Raw genomic sequence first — 16,619 nt, 5'->3', positions numbered from 1 at the left:
GGAACTCCGTCGCGAAGACCGGTTCCTGATCTGGCATCACCACGAGCCGCTGTCTGTGCCCCATCAGCGCAGCTCGGGCTGAGTCCCGCTGCCGACCGCCCGAGGCGGGGCAACTCCGTCGGACTGGGGCTCCCGGGAACCCTGTGTATGACGGGGATCACACCGAGGCGAAAACCCGGCGTCCGGGCCGGGCGTCTAGAGGGTGTGAGATCAGTCAGGAAGGCACCGGGCGAGCCGGACGAGGAGCATCTCGTCCGGCTGGTGGGCAGAGGCGACCGTGCCGCGTTCGAGGAGCTGTACCGACGTACGTCGCCGTGGATGGCGGTGCGGCTGCGCCGACGCTGCGCGGACGAGCAGATCGTCGCCGAGGTCATGCAGGAGACGTATCTGGCGGTGTGGCGCGCGGCGGGCGCGTTCGCGGGGGCCTCGGTCGGCGGGACGGCCGTCGGATGGCTGTGGACGATCGCGGCACGCCGCCTCGTCGACGCCTTCCGGCGCAGGGCCCACCACGCCGAGCCGCCGACCGCGGCAGCGCTCGCCGACGTGGCGCCCGCCGCCGAGGAGGAGGCGCTCGCGGCGACCGTCGGCGGGGACGTCGGCGACGCGCTGCGGCGCCTGGCACCGGAACTCAGCCAGGTATTGCAGGCCATGGTCCTCGACGGGCTGACCGTCCGGGAGACCGCGGCCCTGCTGGGGCTGCCCGAGGGCACGGTCAAGACCCGTGCCCGCCGGGCCAGGACCGCGATGCGGGAGGCGCTGTCATGAGCGTGGAACACGTGTCGATGCGGATCATCGACGGTTACGCGCGCGGCGACACGGATATCGCCGCCGACGAGGTGTGGGCTCTGGAGGCCCACATGGAGATGTGCGGGGTGTGCCGTGACCGGCTGTCGGCCGCCGTCACGGCCGGGGCGCCGGCCGTGACGGCACTGGTCGACACGGTGTGGTCCGGCCTCGAACCCCAGCTGGCGGCCGTCGCGCCGGTGCCGCGCCGACGGCACTGGTCCGCGTGGCTGTCCGGGTGGCTGACGCCCACGATGGTGCCGTGGCTGGCCATGGTCATGAGCGTGACCTTGCTCGCGCTCCTGCTCGACCTGGTGGGCAACGGCTCCGACGAGGTGTCACTCGTGTTGCTGCTCGCCCCTGTTCTGCCGGTGCTGGGAGTCGCGGCGTCCTGGTCGCGTGGTCTCGACCCGGCGTACGAGCTGACGGCAGCGGCGCCAAGGGCCGGACTGTATCTGGTGCTGCGGCGCACCGCGTCCGTGCTCGCCGTGGTGCTCCCCGCGCTGCTGGTGGGCGGCTGGGCGACGGGGGTGATGGTGGCTCAGTGGCTGCTGCCCTGCCTGGCCTTCGCCTCGACGACCCTGGCGCTCGGCGGTGTCATCGGCGTGACCCGCGCCGCCGTTGTGCTGGTGGCCGGGTGGGCCGCCCTCGTCGTGGCACCGACCCTGGTCACCAACCGTACGACCTTCGTCCTGCACACCGGTGGGCTGCCCATGTGGGGACTGATCTTCGCGCTCGGCATCGGCGTCGTGATCACCCGCAGGGGCACGTACTCCGTGCTGGGAGCCCATCGATGACCATCGGAAAGGACCATCACCCCATGCCCGCGGTCAACGCGGCCGACATCGCACCGACGGCCTACGCCTGGGAGATCCGGGCCACTGGGCTGAAGGTCGGAGTCGGCAGGAAACACCTGGCCGTCGACGGGCTCGACCTGTCGCTCGGCACCGGGGTACACGGTCTGCTCGGCCCCAACGGGGCGGGCAAGACCACCCTCATCCGGGCGCTGGCCACCGTGCTGCGCCCCGCCGGGGGCACGCTGGAGCTGCTCGGCGAGCCCGTCGGCCGCATGGGCGAGTACCGAGCGCTGCGCCGCCGAATCGGCTACCTGCCGCAGGAGTTCGGCTACTACAAGCGGTTCACAGTGCGCGAGTTCGTCGAGTACATGGCGTGGCTGAAGGAGGTGCCCAAGGCGGACATCCCCGCTGCGGTGCAGCGCGCCGTGGAGCGGGTCGGCCTGGCGGACCGCGCCGACGACAAGATGAAGGCTCTGTCGGGCGGCATGGTGCGGCGGGTCGGCATCGCCCAGGCCATCGTCAACGACCCGTCGATCCTGCTGCTGGACGAACCGACGGCCGGCCTGGACCCGGCGCAGCGGCTGCGCTTCCGCGAACTACTGCAGGAGCTGGGTACGGACACCTGCGTGGTGGTCTCGACCCATCTGGTGGAGGACGTCGCCGCCGCCTGCACCAACGTGGTGCTCTTCGCCGAGGGCCGACTGGTCTTCCAGGGCCCTCCGGACGAACTGGCCTCGGTGGGCGGCCCGGAGCACGTGGGTGACAGCCCGCTGGAGCGCGGCTACTCGGCGCTGCTGTTGGGCCCTGAGCGGGGACGGCGCACCGAGCATGGACGGCGCACCGAGCATGGACGGGGAACCTGGTGAACATCCGCGTCCTGCGCATCGAACTGAAGCGTTCCGTCGCCCCATGGGCCGGCGTCGTGGCTCTGGCGACCGCGCTGGGGTTCCTCTATCTGATTCCTGGACCGTGGTGGGACGGCACCGCGCTGTGGACGGCCCAGTGGACCTCCATGGCCCTGTGGACCCGGATGCTCCTGGCCTTTCTGTGGCCGCTGGCCGTCGGGTTCGGGGCACTCCAGGGGCTGCGCGACCACCGCTCGGCGATGTCCGAGCTGCTGATGAGCACACCGCGACCCGCCCGGCACCGGGCGGCCACGCTGGCCGGCGCGACCGCGATCACCCTGGTCTCGGCCTTTGTGCTCCTCGTGTACCTGGGCACCGTGCAGGTATTCGCCAAGAGCGCGTACGCACACCTCGGCTGGCTGCCGATCACGCTGGTGGGGGCACTCTCCCTCGTCGCGGGGGCGGTGCTGGGCATGGGAGTCGGGCGCGCCGTGCCGTCTCCCCTCACCCCGCCCGCGCTGGCCGTGGCCGCCCTGGCCTTCACCACCCTCCTGCGGCAGTCGTCGGACTCGGCGGTGCCGACGGGTGCGGTCCCGATCCGGTTCTCGCTGCTCTCACCGGCGGTGGCACCAGTGCGCGAGGTGCTTCTCACGCTCTCCGCTTCCGTGCACGCCGGGCAGACGGTCTGGCTGCTCGGCATGGCCGCGACGGGCTTCGCCCTGCTGGTGGTGGCGACCCCGCGCGCCCGGCTCCTCGCCCTGGCTCCGGTGCTGGCCGGCGCGGCGATCGCCCTGCTCGTCCTTCCCTCCGATCCGCGCCGGGCGTACGTCGTCGACGAGGCCGCCGCCGCGCAGGTCTGTGACGGCCCGGTGTGTGTGACGAGGCTGCACCAGGCACGCCTCGCCGACCTCGCGGGTCCCGGCAAGGAGGCGCTGCGCCTCCTGCGGGAGACCCTGGGCAGCCATGCTCCGGTGTCGATCCGGGAGGTCACCGCCCCACGGGCATCGAGCGCCACGCTCGAGCGGTCCCGCACAGCCGTGCTCGTCGACTTCGACGACGGGGCGATCTCCACCGTGCGGGGCAAGGATCTGACCCGGGCTCTGCTCGCCCAGGGCATGGCGCCGCACTGCAACCCGCGCACCACCATCAGCAGCAGCGGCCTGCCCAGCGAAACCGCCGCGCAGAGCATCGCGGCGAGCTGGGTCCTCGGGGACCTCGTACCACTCCGCGGCACCCAGCACTCTGCGAGCAGCCTGACCGCTCTGGCCGCACCGGTGTGGAAGGAACTCAAGGCACTGCCGCGGGCCGAGCAGCGCTCGCGGATCACTGCCGCACACACCGCGGCACTCTCCTGCAGCAGCGACCCGCTCTCGGTGCTGTCCGGCGGTGAGTCCCCGTGAGATGGCTGACGCTGTACGCGCGCTCACGGCAGATGCCCGCGTCGCTCGCCGTGGTGGTCGCCAGCACGGTGGCGGTGTGGGCCCTCGCCCGGGACGGCGGCCCGGGGCCCGTTGATCCGCAGCTGCCCGCGCTCGTCCTCGCCCTGGGGGCGACGGCGGTATCGGTCGGGCTCGGCGGGCAGGACCACGCGCTGGACCGGACGGCGGCGATCCGCTGGGTACCCCGTAGGGCGGCGCATGTGCTGCTCGGCGGCGCGGTCATCGGCGCGGTGCTCCTGGCGGTGCAGACCATGGGCGAGGACCTGGCTACCACCGCGTTCATCATCCGCAACAGCGCGGGGATGATGGGGCTCGCCGCCGTCGGGGCGACGGTCTGGGGGGCGCAGTACGCGTGGGCACTGCCAGTCGTCTGGCTCTCGTACGCGCTCTTCGCCCCGCTTCCGATGGGTGTGCCGACGGGTGTGCTGACGCAAGTGGCGAGTTGGATGCTGCTGCCGCCCGGCACGGCGGCGGGCACTTGGACGGCCCTGGCCATCACGTTCGTCGGCACCGCGGCGTACGCGGTCGCGGGACCGAGACGGTAGCCGGTCCCAGCCACTGGGAGCGGGTGACCAGCCGGTCCGCCGTCCCTGGAACGCATTCCAGGCGTTGGGTGTTTCGCCTGGTCAACCCCCGTTCCAGCATTCCACCGTCCCTCATTGTCCGCGGTCCGTTGCCCCACGGGCCGTCCGTCCAGAAGAGTTTGGGCAGCACCGCCACCGCCACCGCCGCACCGGGAGCAGCCATGCGAACCCGAGTAGCCATCTGCGATGTCGTCGCGACCTGTGTACTGATCTGCTGCATCGCAGTCGTGATCGGACTGACCAACCACCGCTGAATCGACCGAAGTCACGCCGAAGTCCACCAACACCACGCCGAAGTCCACCAACACCACGCCGAAGTCCACCAACACCATGCTGAAATCCACCAACACCACGGGGAGTCGATCCACCATGAAGAGCTTCCGCAGCCGCGGCCGAACCCGCAGCCGCACCGCCATCGCCACCGCCGCGCTCGTTGCCGGACTGTCCCTGACCGCCTGTCAAAACGACGCCAGGCCCAGCGCTTCCGACCCCGCCGGCGACCAGACGAGCGCCGGTACCCCCGCCCCGACGGCCTCCGGGTCCGCCTCATCCGCGGCCACCGGCGGCAGCAGCGGCTCCACGTCCTCGTCCGGCGGCGGCAGCCAGAGCACCGACGGCGGTAATGGTGGTAGCAACGGTGGTGGTGGCGGCAGTTCCGCATCCGGCGCCTGCACCGACGCCAACACCAAGGTCGTCGTCAGCAAGGTCACCCGCCCGATCAACCACCTCCTGCTCACCGTCACCAACACCGGTTCCGGCAAGTGCGACGCCTACGGTGCGCCCGCGCTCCGCTTCGACGACGAACAGTCCGCCACCCAACTCGTCGAGGACAGCCGCCCGCAGGCCGTCGTGTCCCTCGCCCCCGGCGAGTCCGCCTACGCCGCGATAAGCCTCACGGGTGAGCCCGGCGGGGAGACCCACGGCCGTACGGCGCAGAAGCTGGGCGTGCTGTTCACCCCGCGCAGCGGTTCCGGTTCGGTCGGCAGTCCCGTCGTCCTGAGGCTCCCGGAGGGCACCTTCAAGGACGACAATGCGGCAGTCACCTACTGGCAGAGCGACATGCAGGACGCGCTCGGCTTCTGAGAGCCGACGAGGGCGGCGGCGGGCTTTCGGCCCAGCTCCCCAGTCTGCCGCCGCGATCGACCAGTGCGGCGCCGCTCCCTACCCCCGGTCGGCATGCATATGACGCGACGTCAATGCACAGGGCTCGCACCGTTGTCAGTGGTCGTCGCTACGGTGCCTGTCATGACCGACATCTCTTTCTGGACCTGCCCGCCCGAGACGACCGTCCGCAGTTCGAACTCCGAGGAATACATCATCACCCTCGTGGACCCGCCGCTGCCCGGTAGCACCGCCGAGTTGCCGCCTCACGACCACGTGCGGGCACGCACCTTCGTCGAAGCCTTCCCCACGGTCGACGCGGTGCTGGAAGAACTTCCTCCCATGCCCGCGTCCGAGGTTCTGTTTGCGGAGGAGCTCTCAGACCTGGATCTGATCACGGTTGGCTGCTGGGGTGCCGTGACCTGCATATCCGATCCGGCCCTTGCCACTTACGACGCCGGCATGACTCCGGTTCTGCATGAGGTCACAGCCCTCCGCGAGCGCCACCCCAGTGCCCTGATCGTGGGGTCCGCTGCGCCCGACTTCGGGGAGACCCACACGGAGGACGTGATCTGCCTCCCCGACGGTCTGATGCTCTCTGCTTCCGGGTTCCCCGCTTACGAATCCCCGTGGTACGTCGACGGCGACCCCCACACCGTCCTGAACGCTCTCGGCATCGACCTGGCCGATCTGACTGATGAGGACCGCGAATACCTCTACTTGGACGGAAAACCGCATGTCACCAACTGGGGGATGCTGGGAGGACTGGTCCTTGACCACTGTGGTCGCAGGCTCCGAAAAGGGCTTGAGATGTCCGTCTTCCGCGTCCGCCACACCGAGGACTACACGTCGATGATGGAGGAGATGTGGATGTGGACGAGCTAGGGATTGATTTTCCGGTAGGTCACGTGCGTAGCCGTAGCCGTAGCCGCAGCTGCATAGCCACAGGTGTATCGCTTGTACCGCTTGCATCGCCGCGACGGTGACAGTGCCTTGATCTCCCCCCCCGTCTCCGACCTCTCCGACCTCTCCGACCGGCTCGGCGACGAAGCCCTACGCTGGCGTGATGGGTGTGGGGATAGAGGTGCTGATCGTGGACTGGCCGCGGGTGGAGGCGGCCGCGCCCGACGACCGGGAAGAGCTGCTGTTCGATGCAGCCTTCGGCGAGGCGTACAGCGACGACCTCTTCGAGCATGGCTGGTCGTGGCCCGCGCAGCCGGGTGAGGACTGGTACGGCAGGTATGCCTTCCAGAACACAATGGGCTCGTACAAGCCGCACTTTTGGGCCGGTCACCGCTGGGACCACATGCGCGAGTTCGTCGCGCCGAAGCTGCGCGAAGTACTCGACCCGTTCAACGACGCGCTGTTCTGGCACGCTCTGGAGGACACCACCGGGGTCGGCTCAGGGCTGCCCGAGCGGCCGTGCACCTGGGACGCGGACCTGTTGCTGTCGTGTCCGCCCGATCACATACCGCTGATCGCCGAATGGTGGCGGCAGGCGGCACCCCAGCTGGAACTTCTACGCGACCCGTTCGCCCGCTCCGACGCCGGGCACGGTGGATGGATCACCACCGTCGAATCCTTTGCCGGCTTTCTCTCCGATTGGGGACAGGTGGTCACGGAGGCAGAGTGCCGCGGCTGGGGCATCCTCGGCCTGCGCTGCTGACCGCCACGGCTCGCCCGCCGGGAGTCCGCCGGACCTACGCCTTTCCGCACCCGGCCCACCCTCCCCACATGCTGGTCGTCGAGGCCGATGAAGGCGGCGGCATCCGCGCCTCACCTCCTTCGACCTCGGCGCCCTGCGTGGCCACCCCCGCGCCGTGATCACGGGCAACGTCTTCCGCCGCCCAGCCGCGCATCGGTCGCTTGCCGATCCTCACGTCGCCGACATCTTGGTTCGGTGGACCGCTGAGGCCGCCCGCCAGGTGTCCAGCGGCCGGACGCTCAGGCCTCAGACGTCGGTGCGGCAAGCTTGGCCAGGTGATGCAGCGAGTTGCTGAGATGCTCAGGGCTGAACGGCGGGAACTGGATGTACTCCCGGATGAACTGCGGCACCGCCGACCAGTCGTAGGTGAGCGTGACCTCAGTCTCGGACGGACCGAGCGGCGCAAGGTCGTAACGCCAGGTCCAGCCGCCGTACTCCAGGTGACCGTCGCCCTTCTCCTGCCCCGGCAGCCAGCCGATGGCGCGCGGCGGGTCGAGCACCTGGACCCTGTTGGCCATCTGGTAGTCACCGTCTGGATGGTTGGGGTGATACATGTCCATCCGGAAAATCTGCCCCGCCTCGGTCAGCGGCGCCCGGTCGACGGCTTCCTGAACCCAGCCGGTGCCGTCGATCGCAGCATGGCTCGTCGGGTCCGCCAGCACCGCGAACACCTTCGCGGCGGGCGCGGCCACAGTCAGGGTGGCGCTCACGTTCTCCTCGGTCACGGTGTGCACGCTCCTTGTCATCTCGTCTCGGGCCTCCCGCAGGCGCGGAAGGGGGATGTTGATGCTCCCAATAGGCAGACGACACGGCGAGGCGGAACTCATCGGTCGTGTGGGCGGAACCCGCCCCCGTGCCACCGTTGCCCTGGCGGGTTTTCCATGGGTCGCCCACGGTGTTGATCTTGGCAAGGTGACCGTTTGATCACCCGGTTTGTGGCGACTGGTGATGATCTACTGGCGGTGGCTGGCCGCAGCGTAGACCCTGGCCACAGCGTAGACCCAGGCTCGCTGGCTGGGGACATTTGATGAGCTGGTGACCCGGATCGGCGGCCGGTTCCGGCGGGGTGGAGCCACGGCGGGTGGGCGCGGGCGTTCATGCTGGGCCTGCTGGCGGAGCTGCGACGGTGGCCCGCGGTGTGTGGCGAGAGGAGCGTGTGCCTGACCTCTGTCCGTGCCGAGACCGTAGATCACCGGTCCAGGGCGCCACCCATGCAGGGACTGCTGCCAGTAGGTGACCTTGAGCGAGCCGTCGACGCGTACGCCGTTGGCGGGCAGGACCGGGTGGTCGGGACGGGGCTCGTGCTGCCGACATCGAGCGGCCGAAGAACGCCATTGCACGCGTCAGCCAGAACGCGGCGACCGCGAACGCCGCGGCAGCGGCCAACAGACGCGCATCAGAGGAACAAACGCTCGACATGCTGAGAGTCCTCTTGGGAGTGGTGGTGCCTGCAGTGCTTGGATGACGTTGACGACCAGAGCTTGGGCGGTCATTCGCCCGGCAGCCACGTTTCAGCGGCCTCCCAGGAACGCTGGAACGTTCGCACCGGCGCTGACCAGGGGGAACGGCGTGCCCCGGAATGCGGGATCGGGACACGAGGATTGGAGAAAACGGGTGTCAGGGGCCAGGGAAAGCCAGAGCGTCGACGACTTCGCAGCGCTGCTGCGGCAGTTGAAGGACCGCTCCGGGCTGAGTTACGGAACGCTGGCGAAGCGGATGCACATGAGTACCTCCACACTGCACCGCTACTGCAATGGCAGCGTCATACCCAGCGATTACGCTCCGGTGCAGCGTCTCGCGCGGCTGTGCAAGGCGAGTCCGGAGGAGATGGTGGATCTGCACCGTCACTGGATCCTGGCGGACGCGGCCCGCGGACGCGGGCGCTCCTCCACACCGAAGCCGGCAGTGCTCCCGTCCCCGCCGGAACCATCCGCCCCGGAAACGAGCCGGAAATCGCCACGGGAGCCCGAGGCGACGCGCCAAATCCCGGGAACGCAAGCCGTTCGGAACCAGGACGAGCCTCATGAGCAACCCGTGCCTCGTGAGCAACCAGCACCTCGTGAGCAACCAGTCCAGGAATCGCCGGAGACACCACAGGAGATACCCCAGCTGCCGTTGCCGGACTCGTCACGTCGGCGTACACACCGCAGGGCAGCCTTAGCCGTGGTCGCTTCCGCGGCCGTCATGGGTGCCGTCGCCCTCGCGGTGGGCTGGCCGTATGGGCAGGACGCCGAGGCCGGACAGCAGCAGACCACCAGCAACTCCAGTACCTCGCCCCCGCCGAGCAAGGACCCCGCAGCTGCGCCACCGTCCCGTCAGGCCTCCCCGTCGCCGTCGGACACCGCGCCGCCCGATCATGCTTCGCCCTCCACCGCAGCCCAGTCACCAGGCACGACCGACGGCCACGCCGACAAGGGCCGTGGCACTCCGCTCACCGTCATCGCTCGCCCATACGCCTACACCAGCCCATGCAGCCAGCACTTCCTGGTCGACCGTGAACCGGAGTTCGTGGGTCCGCCCGCCGCTGAACAAGACGCCTCTCGCTGGGCGGCGGCCTACGGCGCGGTCTCGTCCGACGAGCAGACAGTCGCACTCACCGTCCAGGGCACCGGCAAGGACACGGTCGTCCTCGAGGCGCTGCACGTACGCATCATGAGCAAGGCCGAACCGCTCGCCTGGAAGGACTACTCCATGGGCGTCGGATGCGGAGGCAACGTCACCACCAAGAGCTTCGACGTGAACCTCGATGCGGGCAGCCCGACCACCGAGCCGACGCACGGCCAGCGCGACTTCCCGTACAAGGTGAGCGAGTCCGACCCGGAGGTCTTCTACGTCTCGGCACACACCTCGGCGCGCGATGTGCGCTGGGACCTGACCCTGGAGTGGTCCAGCGGCTCCCGCCACGGCACCGTACGCATCGACGACCACGGCACCCCGTTCCGCACCAGTGCGAACGCCGACCGACCCGGCTACGACTACCCACTCGGCGGCGGCAAGTGGGACAAGCGCCAGGAGCAGCAGGGGTAGTGCGCCGCGGCCGGCCGCAGGATGCACGGTTGCTCTACGGCCGTGCTGACTGGGGCGTCGAACCGCGCCATCGCCACTCCAGGCCCACTTCCTTGAGGCGGCTCCACTAGCTCTCACTCACTCGGGGTCCGCCGCGCGTTCCTGTTCTGCTTCCTGCTCTGCTTCCTGCAACGCGTCCGGGCTGAGACACACTGCCCGGTGTGCGGGGCGCACGGGGTCGCTGGGGAGCGGTTCGATGCCGCGGATACGCATGGCCACGACGTCGACGGCGACGGGGGAATACGGGGCCCGTATCGTCTCCAGGCGCCACCGGTACCGAGGAGCCACATCCTTCGCCGGGAGGTCTTCGACGGCCAGGTAGACCCACCGGTCGTAGTTGGTGGGGTAGTGCCTGACCACGGCCCCGCAATCGCCGCAGGTCGGCGGCTCGTACCAGGCGACGTCGTCCGGATCGGGTTCGACCTTGGGAGGGGCCGTGGCGCCCTCCTCAAGGGCAAGTTGGTTGGCGTGGGCGTTCCAACAGGGATCGCAGAGCGCGACCATGAGCCTGACGCGGCCGCGTACCCTCACGGTAGGGCCGCCAGTCTGGCAGCTCTGGCATATCTGACTTGTCTCCTCAATCGCCCCCATGTGCTGGAGAGTGAGCGCAGACTTCAGGGGACGATAGGGCGCAATTAGGTCGCATCGGAGCGTGCGTGCACAGCGCCCCTGCGCAGGCTCACGGGTCGCGCCGAGGTTCGGTTACCGGATGCGGTGACCGCCGCGAGTTGGGTTCTGGCGCAACTTCCGTGATCGCGTGGCCGTAAGTGCCGCCCGCTGGGAGAGGGAGCGTTACCCGAAGGCGCCGTGGATCGCTGACGATCGAGTCCTAGTCGGCAATGTCCCTCGCTTCGTAGCTGAGCAAGCCCAGGGCAACCAGCGGTGGCACCAGTGCGTTCAAGTACCAGGGCAGGTCAGTCAGTGCTGGTGCTCCGGGGAGGCTTCGTCGATCGATCGTCGGGGTGAAAGCACAGTTCGCACGGCCCCCGTGAAAGAGGAGCTGACCGCCGGTTCCCGCAGTTGAGTGATAGACGCAAACCCCGACGTGGTAGTCGAAGTTGCTCGGTGCGTCCACCAGAGACAGGATCTGATCAGCCCGGTCGGTGGAGGTCGAGTGCCACTCGAACAGGCCGTTGTTGTTGATCATGTATGACACGCCAAGCGGTTCCTGGAGTGACCATCCCTCTCCCGACATGGCCCGTACTACGGCGTCCACTGTCACCGCACGTGCAAACACGAAATCGATGTCTGCGGTCCTCGACATTCGCGGCTCCTAGGGCGAGATAGATCAATCTTTAACCGAGCGGCGCCCGTTTCCGCAGCAGAACGAAGCCGGAGTGGCTGCTGTCGCCTGCCAGGGCGGGATCAAGGTGGGACGGTCCCAGGTCCGCAGGATCCTGCTGGCCGAGAGGGCCATCCGCCATTACCTCCCGGGTAATCGACCCCGCACCTCTCGCCCGGCAAGGTGAAGGCATCGGTTCACGGGCCGGCGCACTCCGGCTCGTGGACTGGTTCGTTCTGGAGAGTTGTGTTGTTGTGCGATACCGAGGAGGCAGAGTCATGACCGAGCATGAGCAGCAGCCGCGTGCCCAGGCGGCCGTGGAGCGCTACTTCGAGGCGTGGAACGCCGGCGAGCCGGGGGCTGTTGCCAAGGCCGTCGCGGGGGCGTTTGCGGAGGAGGTTACGTATACCGATCCGTTGGCCGATGTTGCGGGGCATGAGGGGCTTGCGGCGGTGATTGCCGGGGCGCATGAGCAGTTCCCCGGGTTCGTGTTTCGGCCGTTGGGGGACGTGGACGGGCATCACGACATCGCGCGGTTCGGCTGGGAGTTGGTCAGTGTGGTGGATGGGGCGGCGCCGGTGGCGGGGTTCGATGTGGTGCGGCTGGCCGAGGATGGCCGGATCCGTTCCGTGCTGGGGTTCCTGGATCGGGTGCCGGAGGTGTGAGGCTCGCGCTGCTACGGCGTCAGCGTGTGTAGACGGGCGGCTGTTTCCGGGTTGGCGGGGAGGAAGGTCTCTACCGCCAGCTCGGAGACGGTTACGTCCATGGGGGTGTTGAAGGTGGTGATGGTTGAGATGAAGGACAGAACTGTGCCGTCGTGCTCGATCATCATGGGGAGGGCGAAAGGGGCGTGGTCACCGGCCGCCGCCGACTCCCGGCCGCCCTCGGGCAGTGGGTAGCCGCTCACCTCTTCGTAGAGGGCTCGGAGCGGTGCTGAACGCAGTAGTGCGAGCTGGCGCTCCATTTGGTGGAGAAGGTGGCCGCGCCACTCCAGGTAGTTGCGGATGCGGGGTGCCAGGCCGCGCGGGTGCATGGTGAGCCGCATGGCGTTGAGGGGCTGCTGTTGGAGTAGGGACTCGTCGATGCCGGTCAGGAGCGTGGTGATGGCCTGATTGGCTGCGTGCACGTTGTAGGTGCCGTCGACGACCAGGGCGGGGAACGGTTCGTAGCAGGTCAGGAGGTGGTCCATGCTGGAGCGCAGGGCTGCCATGGACGGGTCGTTGAGTGGGGTTTCCGGGAAGGTGGGGGCGTAACCCGCCGCTATCAGCAGGGCGTTGCGTTCTCGTACGGGGATGTCGAGGTGTTCGGCGAGGCGCAGCACCATCTCCTGGCTCGGGCGGGAGCGGCCGGTTTCGATGAAGCTGATGTGGCGGGCGGAGGAGTCGGCGCGCAGCGCCAGTTCCAGTTGGCTGAGTCGGCGTCGGCCGCGCCATTCGCGCAACAGTGTCCCCACAGGTGCAGGTGTGCTCTCCGGGGATGGGGAGGTGGGGGGAGGCGCGGAGGCGGTGGTCATGGGGGCGACGGTAGCCGAGGTGGGGCGTCTCGTACCTCGATGCTGGCTCAGCTCAGCTCAGCTCAGCTCAGTTCATGCCCAGCTCATCGCATCTCAGCTCAGCTCAGCCCAGGTCGAAGACGTTGCGCAGGCCCAGCCGGTGGCGTCTGGCGTCGTCTGCTTTGAAGGGCGCGAACTCCGGGGCGGAGTAGAGGCGTTGGAGTGTGCAGCGTTCGGCGTTCGATCCGTCCTCGTCGAGTAGTGCGTTCACCGCTTGCCGTGCGGCCGCGTTGGCGCCTTCCATCGTGGCCAGGTCGATGTCGACGGCCACGTAGTCGCCGGCGAGGAAGAGGTTGGGGATCGTGGTCCTGGACGTGGGGCGGTTGAACCAGGTTCCGGTCGGGTGGATCAGCAGCTGTTCGTCGTTGGTGGGGTGGGGGGTGCCGAGGCCGTCCACGGCCGGGTCGAGGAACCATGAGTGGAGGGTCGCGTCGCGGAGTACGTTGGCGCCGGTGTCGTTGAGGCCTGCCTTCAGCTGGGCCCACACCTCCCGTGCCACCTCCTCGCGGGTGCACTGCTTGGCGGTCCTGCCGTAGAGGATCCCGGGTTTGTTCCATTCGGAGATGTCGACGGAGAGGCAGTCGGCGGCCGTGCCGTCCCCGTAGTCGGCGGGGAAGTTCCGGTCCTTCCAGTACTGGGCCTGGGCGACGGCGGTCAGCGCCCAGGGTGTGTCGATGTGGTTGATGTGTCCGTGGAGGATGGGTGTCGGCTCGGTGAGGTAGAACTGGATGCCGGTCATCCAGTCCGTCTCCAGTGCGTCGCAGCGGGCGAGTTGGGGATCGGCGGCTCGTACGGAAGCGTTCCAGGTCGTACGGGCGTGCTCGACCGGCATCGCCTGGACGAAGTGGTCGGCGGTGATGGTCTGCCGGGCGCCCGATGGGTCGGTCAGTACGGCTTCGGTGATCCGGCCGCCGGCGAGGGTCAGGTCGCGTACGGACCAGCCGACCCTGAACTCCACGCCCAGGGAGCGGAGATACGTCACCCAGGGGTCGATCCATGCCTCGTTGGTCGGGAGGTTGAGCACCCGGTCGGGTTCACCGTCCGCGCCCCGTCCCAGCAGATTGAAGATGAATGCCTCGCCGCAGGTGGCGACGGTCTTGGTGGAGGCGATCTCGGCTTTGGTCGCGACGATGTTGCGGGTCATGCCGATGGCCAGCAGCCGCTGGTAGTCGGCGGACATGGCGTCGGCGCGCAGATATTGCCACCACGGCGTGTGCTCCCAGACGTCGAGGCGGCGCTGCTCGCAGCTGGTGAAGAAGACCAGCAGACGGTTTGCGAAGTAGGCGATCTCGTGGGCGGGGAGACCGCTGAACGTCTCCAGCATGCCGGTCAGCATCCGAATGAAGGCGTCCGGTGTTAATACGGGTGGGGGAGTGCCGATGGAGGAGAAGGGGAGGCGGATGTTCTCGCGACCACCGGTGCGGGCCAGCATCACCTCGGTGGAGGCGACGAGGTTGTCGTGGCAGCCGTTGGCGTTGCCGGGGAAGGGGATACGACGCAGGGTGTCGGGGAGGTTGTGGTAGATGCCGGGGATGAAGCGGAAGCCGTGTTCGCCGGGCAGTGGTTTCCGGCCGCCGTGGGCGCTGTCCGGGACGTCCATGCTGCGGGCCTTGCCGCCGAGCCCGTGCGGTTTGCGCTCGTAGACGGTGACCTGGAAGCCGCGCTCGGCCAGCTCGTGCGCGGCGGTCAGGCCGGCCACGCCGCCGCCGAGTACGGCGACCCGGCGGGCCGCCCGTCGTGACTTTCCGGCTTTCCCGGTCGTAGGGAGCGGGGCGGCCGAGGCTTCGGTGCCGGCGGCGAGGCCACCGCTGAGGGCGAGCGCGCCGCCCACCGCTCCGCCGAGGAAGCGGCGCCGTGTGCTGCTCGGGTTTCCACCGCTACGGTCCATGTCAGCCCCCACTACCGTCGGTAACACTTCACATCAGGCGCAGGAGCCTAGAAGGGCCACACGCAGCACGGAAGGCCACCGGCGCACCCTCCGTACATTGGCGCGAAAGCGCCCTCGGCCTGTGACACGCTGGAATGGCCGAAGCAACGGACGGCGGACCCGCGACTGACCGCGCGGGCCGTGACCGACTCACCGCGGGAGAGGCGAGCGCATGAACGCTCAGGTGGAACCGCTCAGCGACAAGGAGATCGAGGACCGTCTAGCGGAGCTGCCGGGCTGGTCCGTCGAGGGCGAGCTGCTGTGTCGCAGTTTTGCCTTCAAGCGGCACTTTCCGGCCGCCGCGATGGTGATCCATATCGCTCAGATCCAGGAGGAGTTGGGTCATCACGCCGATCTGACCCTGGGCTACAACCGGCTCGCCGTATCGGTGAACACCCACAGCATCGGCGGCCGGATCACCGAACTCGACTTCGGCCTCGCCCGCCGCATCGAGGACATCGCCCCCTGTCATGGAGCGCACTGAGCGGTGTCATGGAGCGGTGCCATGGAACGTGTGGAGCGGCGCCATGACACGTGCTGAGCGGCGCCGTTGAGCACACGGGGCGGGCGGAGCTGCGGGGAGAGGCGGTGGCGCCCGCTGCCCTCAGTAGCGGGCGCGGGTTCTCACGACGCGGCCCGCGCGTGCAAGTTCCACATTGAACTGGGCGCCGGACAGCAGCGACAAATGAGAGAACCAGAGCCAGATCAGGAACACCACCGGGCCGGCCAGCGAGCCGTAGAGCCGGTTGAAGGTGCCGACGTACGAGGCGTAGATCGCGAACCCGGCCGAGGAAACCAGCCACAGCAGCACCGCGACCACCCCGCCCGGCGCCGCCCGCCGCACCCCGCGCGACACGGGCGGACCGGAACGGAAGAGCACCATGGCCAGCACCGTGGCCAGAAGCAGCAGCAGCGGCCACTTCAGCACGTTCCAGGTGGCCTCGCCCGCCTCCCCGAGTCCGAGCGCCCGGCCGAGAGCACGCGCGATGGGCCCGCTGGTGATCAGCACCACCGCACTGCTGATCAACAACGCCATCAGCAGCAGCGCCGTCGCGATGATGCGCGGGGCCTTGCGCCACGGCGGCCGGTCGTCCTTCGTGCGGTGCATGGCGTGCAGAGCGCGACGGAAGACCGCGAGATAGCTGCACGACGACCACAGGGCACTGACCAGCGCGCCGCCCACGACCACCCAGGCGGCGGTGTGCTGATGGGCCATGCTCACCAGCGCACGGCGCACGGTCGGCCCCGACTCCGCCGGCGCGAGGGCACTGATGTGGTTGATGAGTTGCTCGGTGGCCGCGGGATCGGCGACACCGATCAGCGACACCGTGACGATCAGCGACGGCAGCAGCGCCAGCACCGAGTAGTAGGTCAGGCTCGCCGCCCAGTCCGTCACATCGTCGTTCCAGACGGATACCGGGGTACGGCGCAGCGCGGTGCGGCACTGGGCCCAGGTTGGCCAGGCCGTGCTGCGCTTGCCATTGGCTGTCGCCTTCGCCCGTGCACCTCTCCCGCCCATGTCCCCTTCGTCCTCTCCG

Annotated in this window: 17 protein-coding genes; 11 read left to right on the top strand and 6 right to left on the bottom strand. The window is 68.9% G+C overall.

Features of this window, described 5'->3' with window-relative positions; all coding sequences use genetic code 11:
• Positions 1-204 precede the first annotated feature (204 nt).
• From FCH28_RS14735 to FCH28_RS14700, 8 genes are all read left to right on the top strand, one after another.
• On the top strand, positions 205-765 hold the full coding sequence (locus FCH28_RS14735) for an RNA polymerase sigma factor (RefSeq protein ID WP_136740316.1): 561 nt from the start codon (positions 205-207) through the stop codon (positions 763-765).
• The gene (locus tag FCH28_RS14730) at positions 762-1,580 is read left to right on the top strand and encodes a zf-HC2 domain-containing protein (protein WP_136740315.1); all 819 of its coding nucleotides are present in this window, start codon (positions 762-764) and stop codon (positions 1,578-1,580) included. Before FCH28_RS14735 ends, FCH28_RS14730 begins: the two co-directional genes overlap by 4 nt.
• Positions 1,577-2,446: an ABC transporter ATP-binding protein gene (locus tag FCH28_RS14725; protein ID WP_136740314.1), complete on the top strand. Its 870-nt coding sequence runs from the start codon at positions 1,577-1,579 to the stop codon at positions 2,444-2,446. The genes FCH28_RS14730 and FCH28_RS14725 overlap by 4 nt, the downstream gene beginning before the upstream one ends.
• The gene (locus tag FCH28_RS14720; protein ID WP_136740313.1) at positions 2,443-3,825 is read left to right on the top strand and encodes a hypothetical protein; all 1,383 of its coding nucleotides are present in this window, start codon (positions 2,443-2,445) and stop codon (positions 3,823-3,825) included. Before FCH28_RS14725 ends, FCH28_RS14720 begins: the two co-directional genes overlap by 4 nt.
• Entirely contained in the window at positions 3,822-4,409 is a 588-nt protein-coding gene (locus tag FCH28_RS14715) for a hypothetical protein (RefSeq protein WP_136740312.1), read from the top strand. Before FCH28_RS14720 ends, FCH28_RS14715 begins: the two co-directional genes overlap by 4 nt.
• Before the next feature lie 408 nt (positions 4,410-4,817).
• Positions 4,818-5,531, top strand: coding sequence for a DUF4232 domain-containing protein (locus FCH28_RS14710; protein ID WP_136740311.1), 714 nt, complete (start codon positions 4,818-4,820; stop codon positions 5,529-5,531).
• A gap of 162 nt (positions 5,532-5,693) precedes the next feature.
• Positions 5,694-6,434, top strand: a complete 741-nt coding sequence (locus tag FCH28_RS14705) for a DUF6333 family protein (RefSeq protein WP_136740310.1) — start codon at positions 5,694-5,696, stop codon at positions 6,432-6,434.
• Between the two features lie 181 nt (positions 6,435-6,615).
• Positions 6,616-7,215: a hypothetical protein gene (locus FCH28_RS14700; RefSeq protein ID WP_136740309.1), complete on the top strand. Its 600-nt coding sequence runs from the start codon at positions 6,616-6,618 to the stop codon at positions 7,213-7,215.
• Between the two features lie 278 nt (positions 7,216-7,493).
• Here the strand turns inward: FCH28_RS14700 and FCH28_RS14695 are convergent, their stop codons facing one another.
• Positions 7,494-7,979: an SRPBCC family protein gene (locus tag FCH28_RS14695; protein ID WP_222852422.1), complete on the bottom strand. Its 486-nt coding sequence runs from the start codon at positions 7,977-7,979 to the stop codon at positions 7,494-7,496.
• Between the two features lie 889 nt (positions 7,980-8,868).
• Here FCH28_RS14695 and FCH28_RS40090 point away from each other — a divergent pair.
• Positions 8,869-10,281 (top strand): helix-turn-helix domain-containing protein, encoded by a 1,413-nt coding sequence (locus FCH28_RS40090; RefSeq protein ID WP_246102848.1) that lies wholly within the window; start codon positions 8,869-8,871, stop codon positions 10,279-10,281.
• Positions 10,282-10,398: 117 nt separating this feature from the next.
• Here FCH28_RS40090 and FCH28_RS38530 read toward each other — a convergent pair whose 3' ends face one another.
• On the bottom strand, positions 10,399-10,824 hold the full coding sequence (locus FCH28_RS38530) for a DUF6083 domain-containing protein (protein WP_246102846.1): 426 nt from the start codon (positions 10,822-10,824) through the stop codon (positions 10,399-10,401).
• Positions 10,825-11,149: 325 nt separating this feature from the next.
• Entirely contained in the window at positions 11,150-11,467 is a 318-nt protein-coding gene (locus tag FCH28_RS14680) for a hypothetical protein (protein ID WP_136740306.1), read from the bottom strand.
• Positions 11,468-11,880: 413 nt separating this feature from the next.
• Here FCH28_RS14680 and FCH28_RS14675 point away from each other — a divergent pair, with 413 nt between their 5' ends.
• Positions 11,881-12,267, top strand: a complete 387-nt coding sequence (locus FCH28_RS14675; RefSeq protein WP_136740305.1) for a nuclear transport factor 2 family protein — start codon at positions 11,881-11,883, stop codon at positions 12,265-12,267.
• An 11-nt stretch (positions 12,268-12,278) separates the two neighbouring features.
• Here the strand turns inward: FCH28_RS14675 and FCH28_RS14670 are convergent, their stop codons facing one another.
• Both FCH28_RS14670 and FCH28_RS14665 read right to left on the bottom strand, forming a co-directional pair.
• Positions 12,279-13,115 carry a helix-turn-helix domain-containing protein gene (locus FCH28_RS14670; protein WP_136740304.1) on the bottom strand — a complete coding sequence of 279 codons (837 nt, stop codon included), beginning with the start codon at positions 13,113-13,115 and terminating at the stop codon, positions 12,279-12,281.
• Between the two features lie 103 nt (positions 13,116-13,218).
• Positions 13,219-15,042: a hydroxysqualene dehydroxylase gene (locus FCH28_RS14665; RefSeq protein ID WP_136740303.1), complete on the bottom strand. Its 1,824-nt coding sequence runs from the start codon at positions 15,040-15,042 to the stop codon at positions 13,219-13,221.
• A gap of 211 nt (positions 15,043-15,253) precedes the next feature.
• On the opposite strand from FCH28_RS14665, the gene FCH28_RS14660 reads away from it, so the two are divergent.
• Positions 15,254-15,565 carry a 4a-hydroxytetrahydrobiopterin dehydratase gene (locus FCH28_RS14660; RefSeq protein ID WP_136740302.1) on the top strand — a complete coding sequence of 104 codons (312 nt, stop codon included), beginning with the start codon at positions 15,254-15,256 and terminating at the stop codon, positions 15,563-15,565.
• A 120-nt stretch (positions 15,566-15,685) separates the two neighbouring features.
• On the opposite strand, the gene FCH28_RS14655 is transcribed toward FCH28_RS14660, so the two are convergent.
• Positions 15,686-16,600 (bottom strand): YihY/virulence factor BrkB family protein, encoded by a 915-nt coding sequence (locus FCH28_RS14655; RefSeq protein WP_246102845.1) that lies wholly within the window; start codon positions 16,598-16,600, stop codon positions 15,686-15,688.
• Positions 16,601-16,619 lie beyond the last annotated feature (19 nt).

The organism is Streptomyces piniterrae (assembly GCF_005048155.1).
In the GTDB taxonomy this organism is placed as follows: domain Bacteria; phylum Actinomycetota; class Actinomycetes; order Streptomycetales; family Streptomycetaceae; genus Streptomyces; species Streptomyces piniterrae.
The sequence above is the reverse complement of the archived record's forward strand: the minus strand, read 5'-3'. Positions and strand labels throughout refer to the sequence as shown.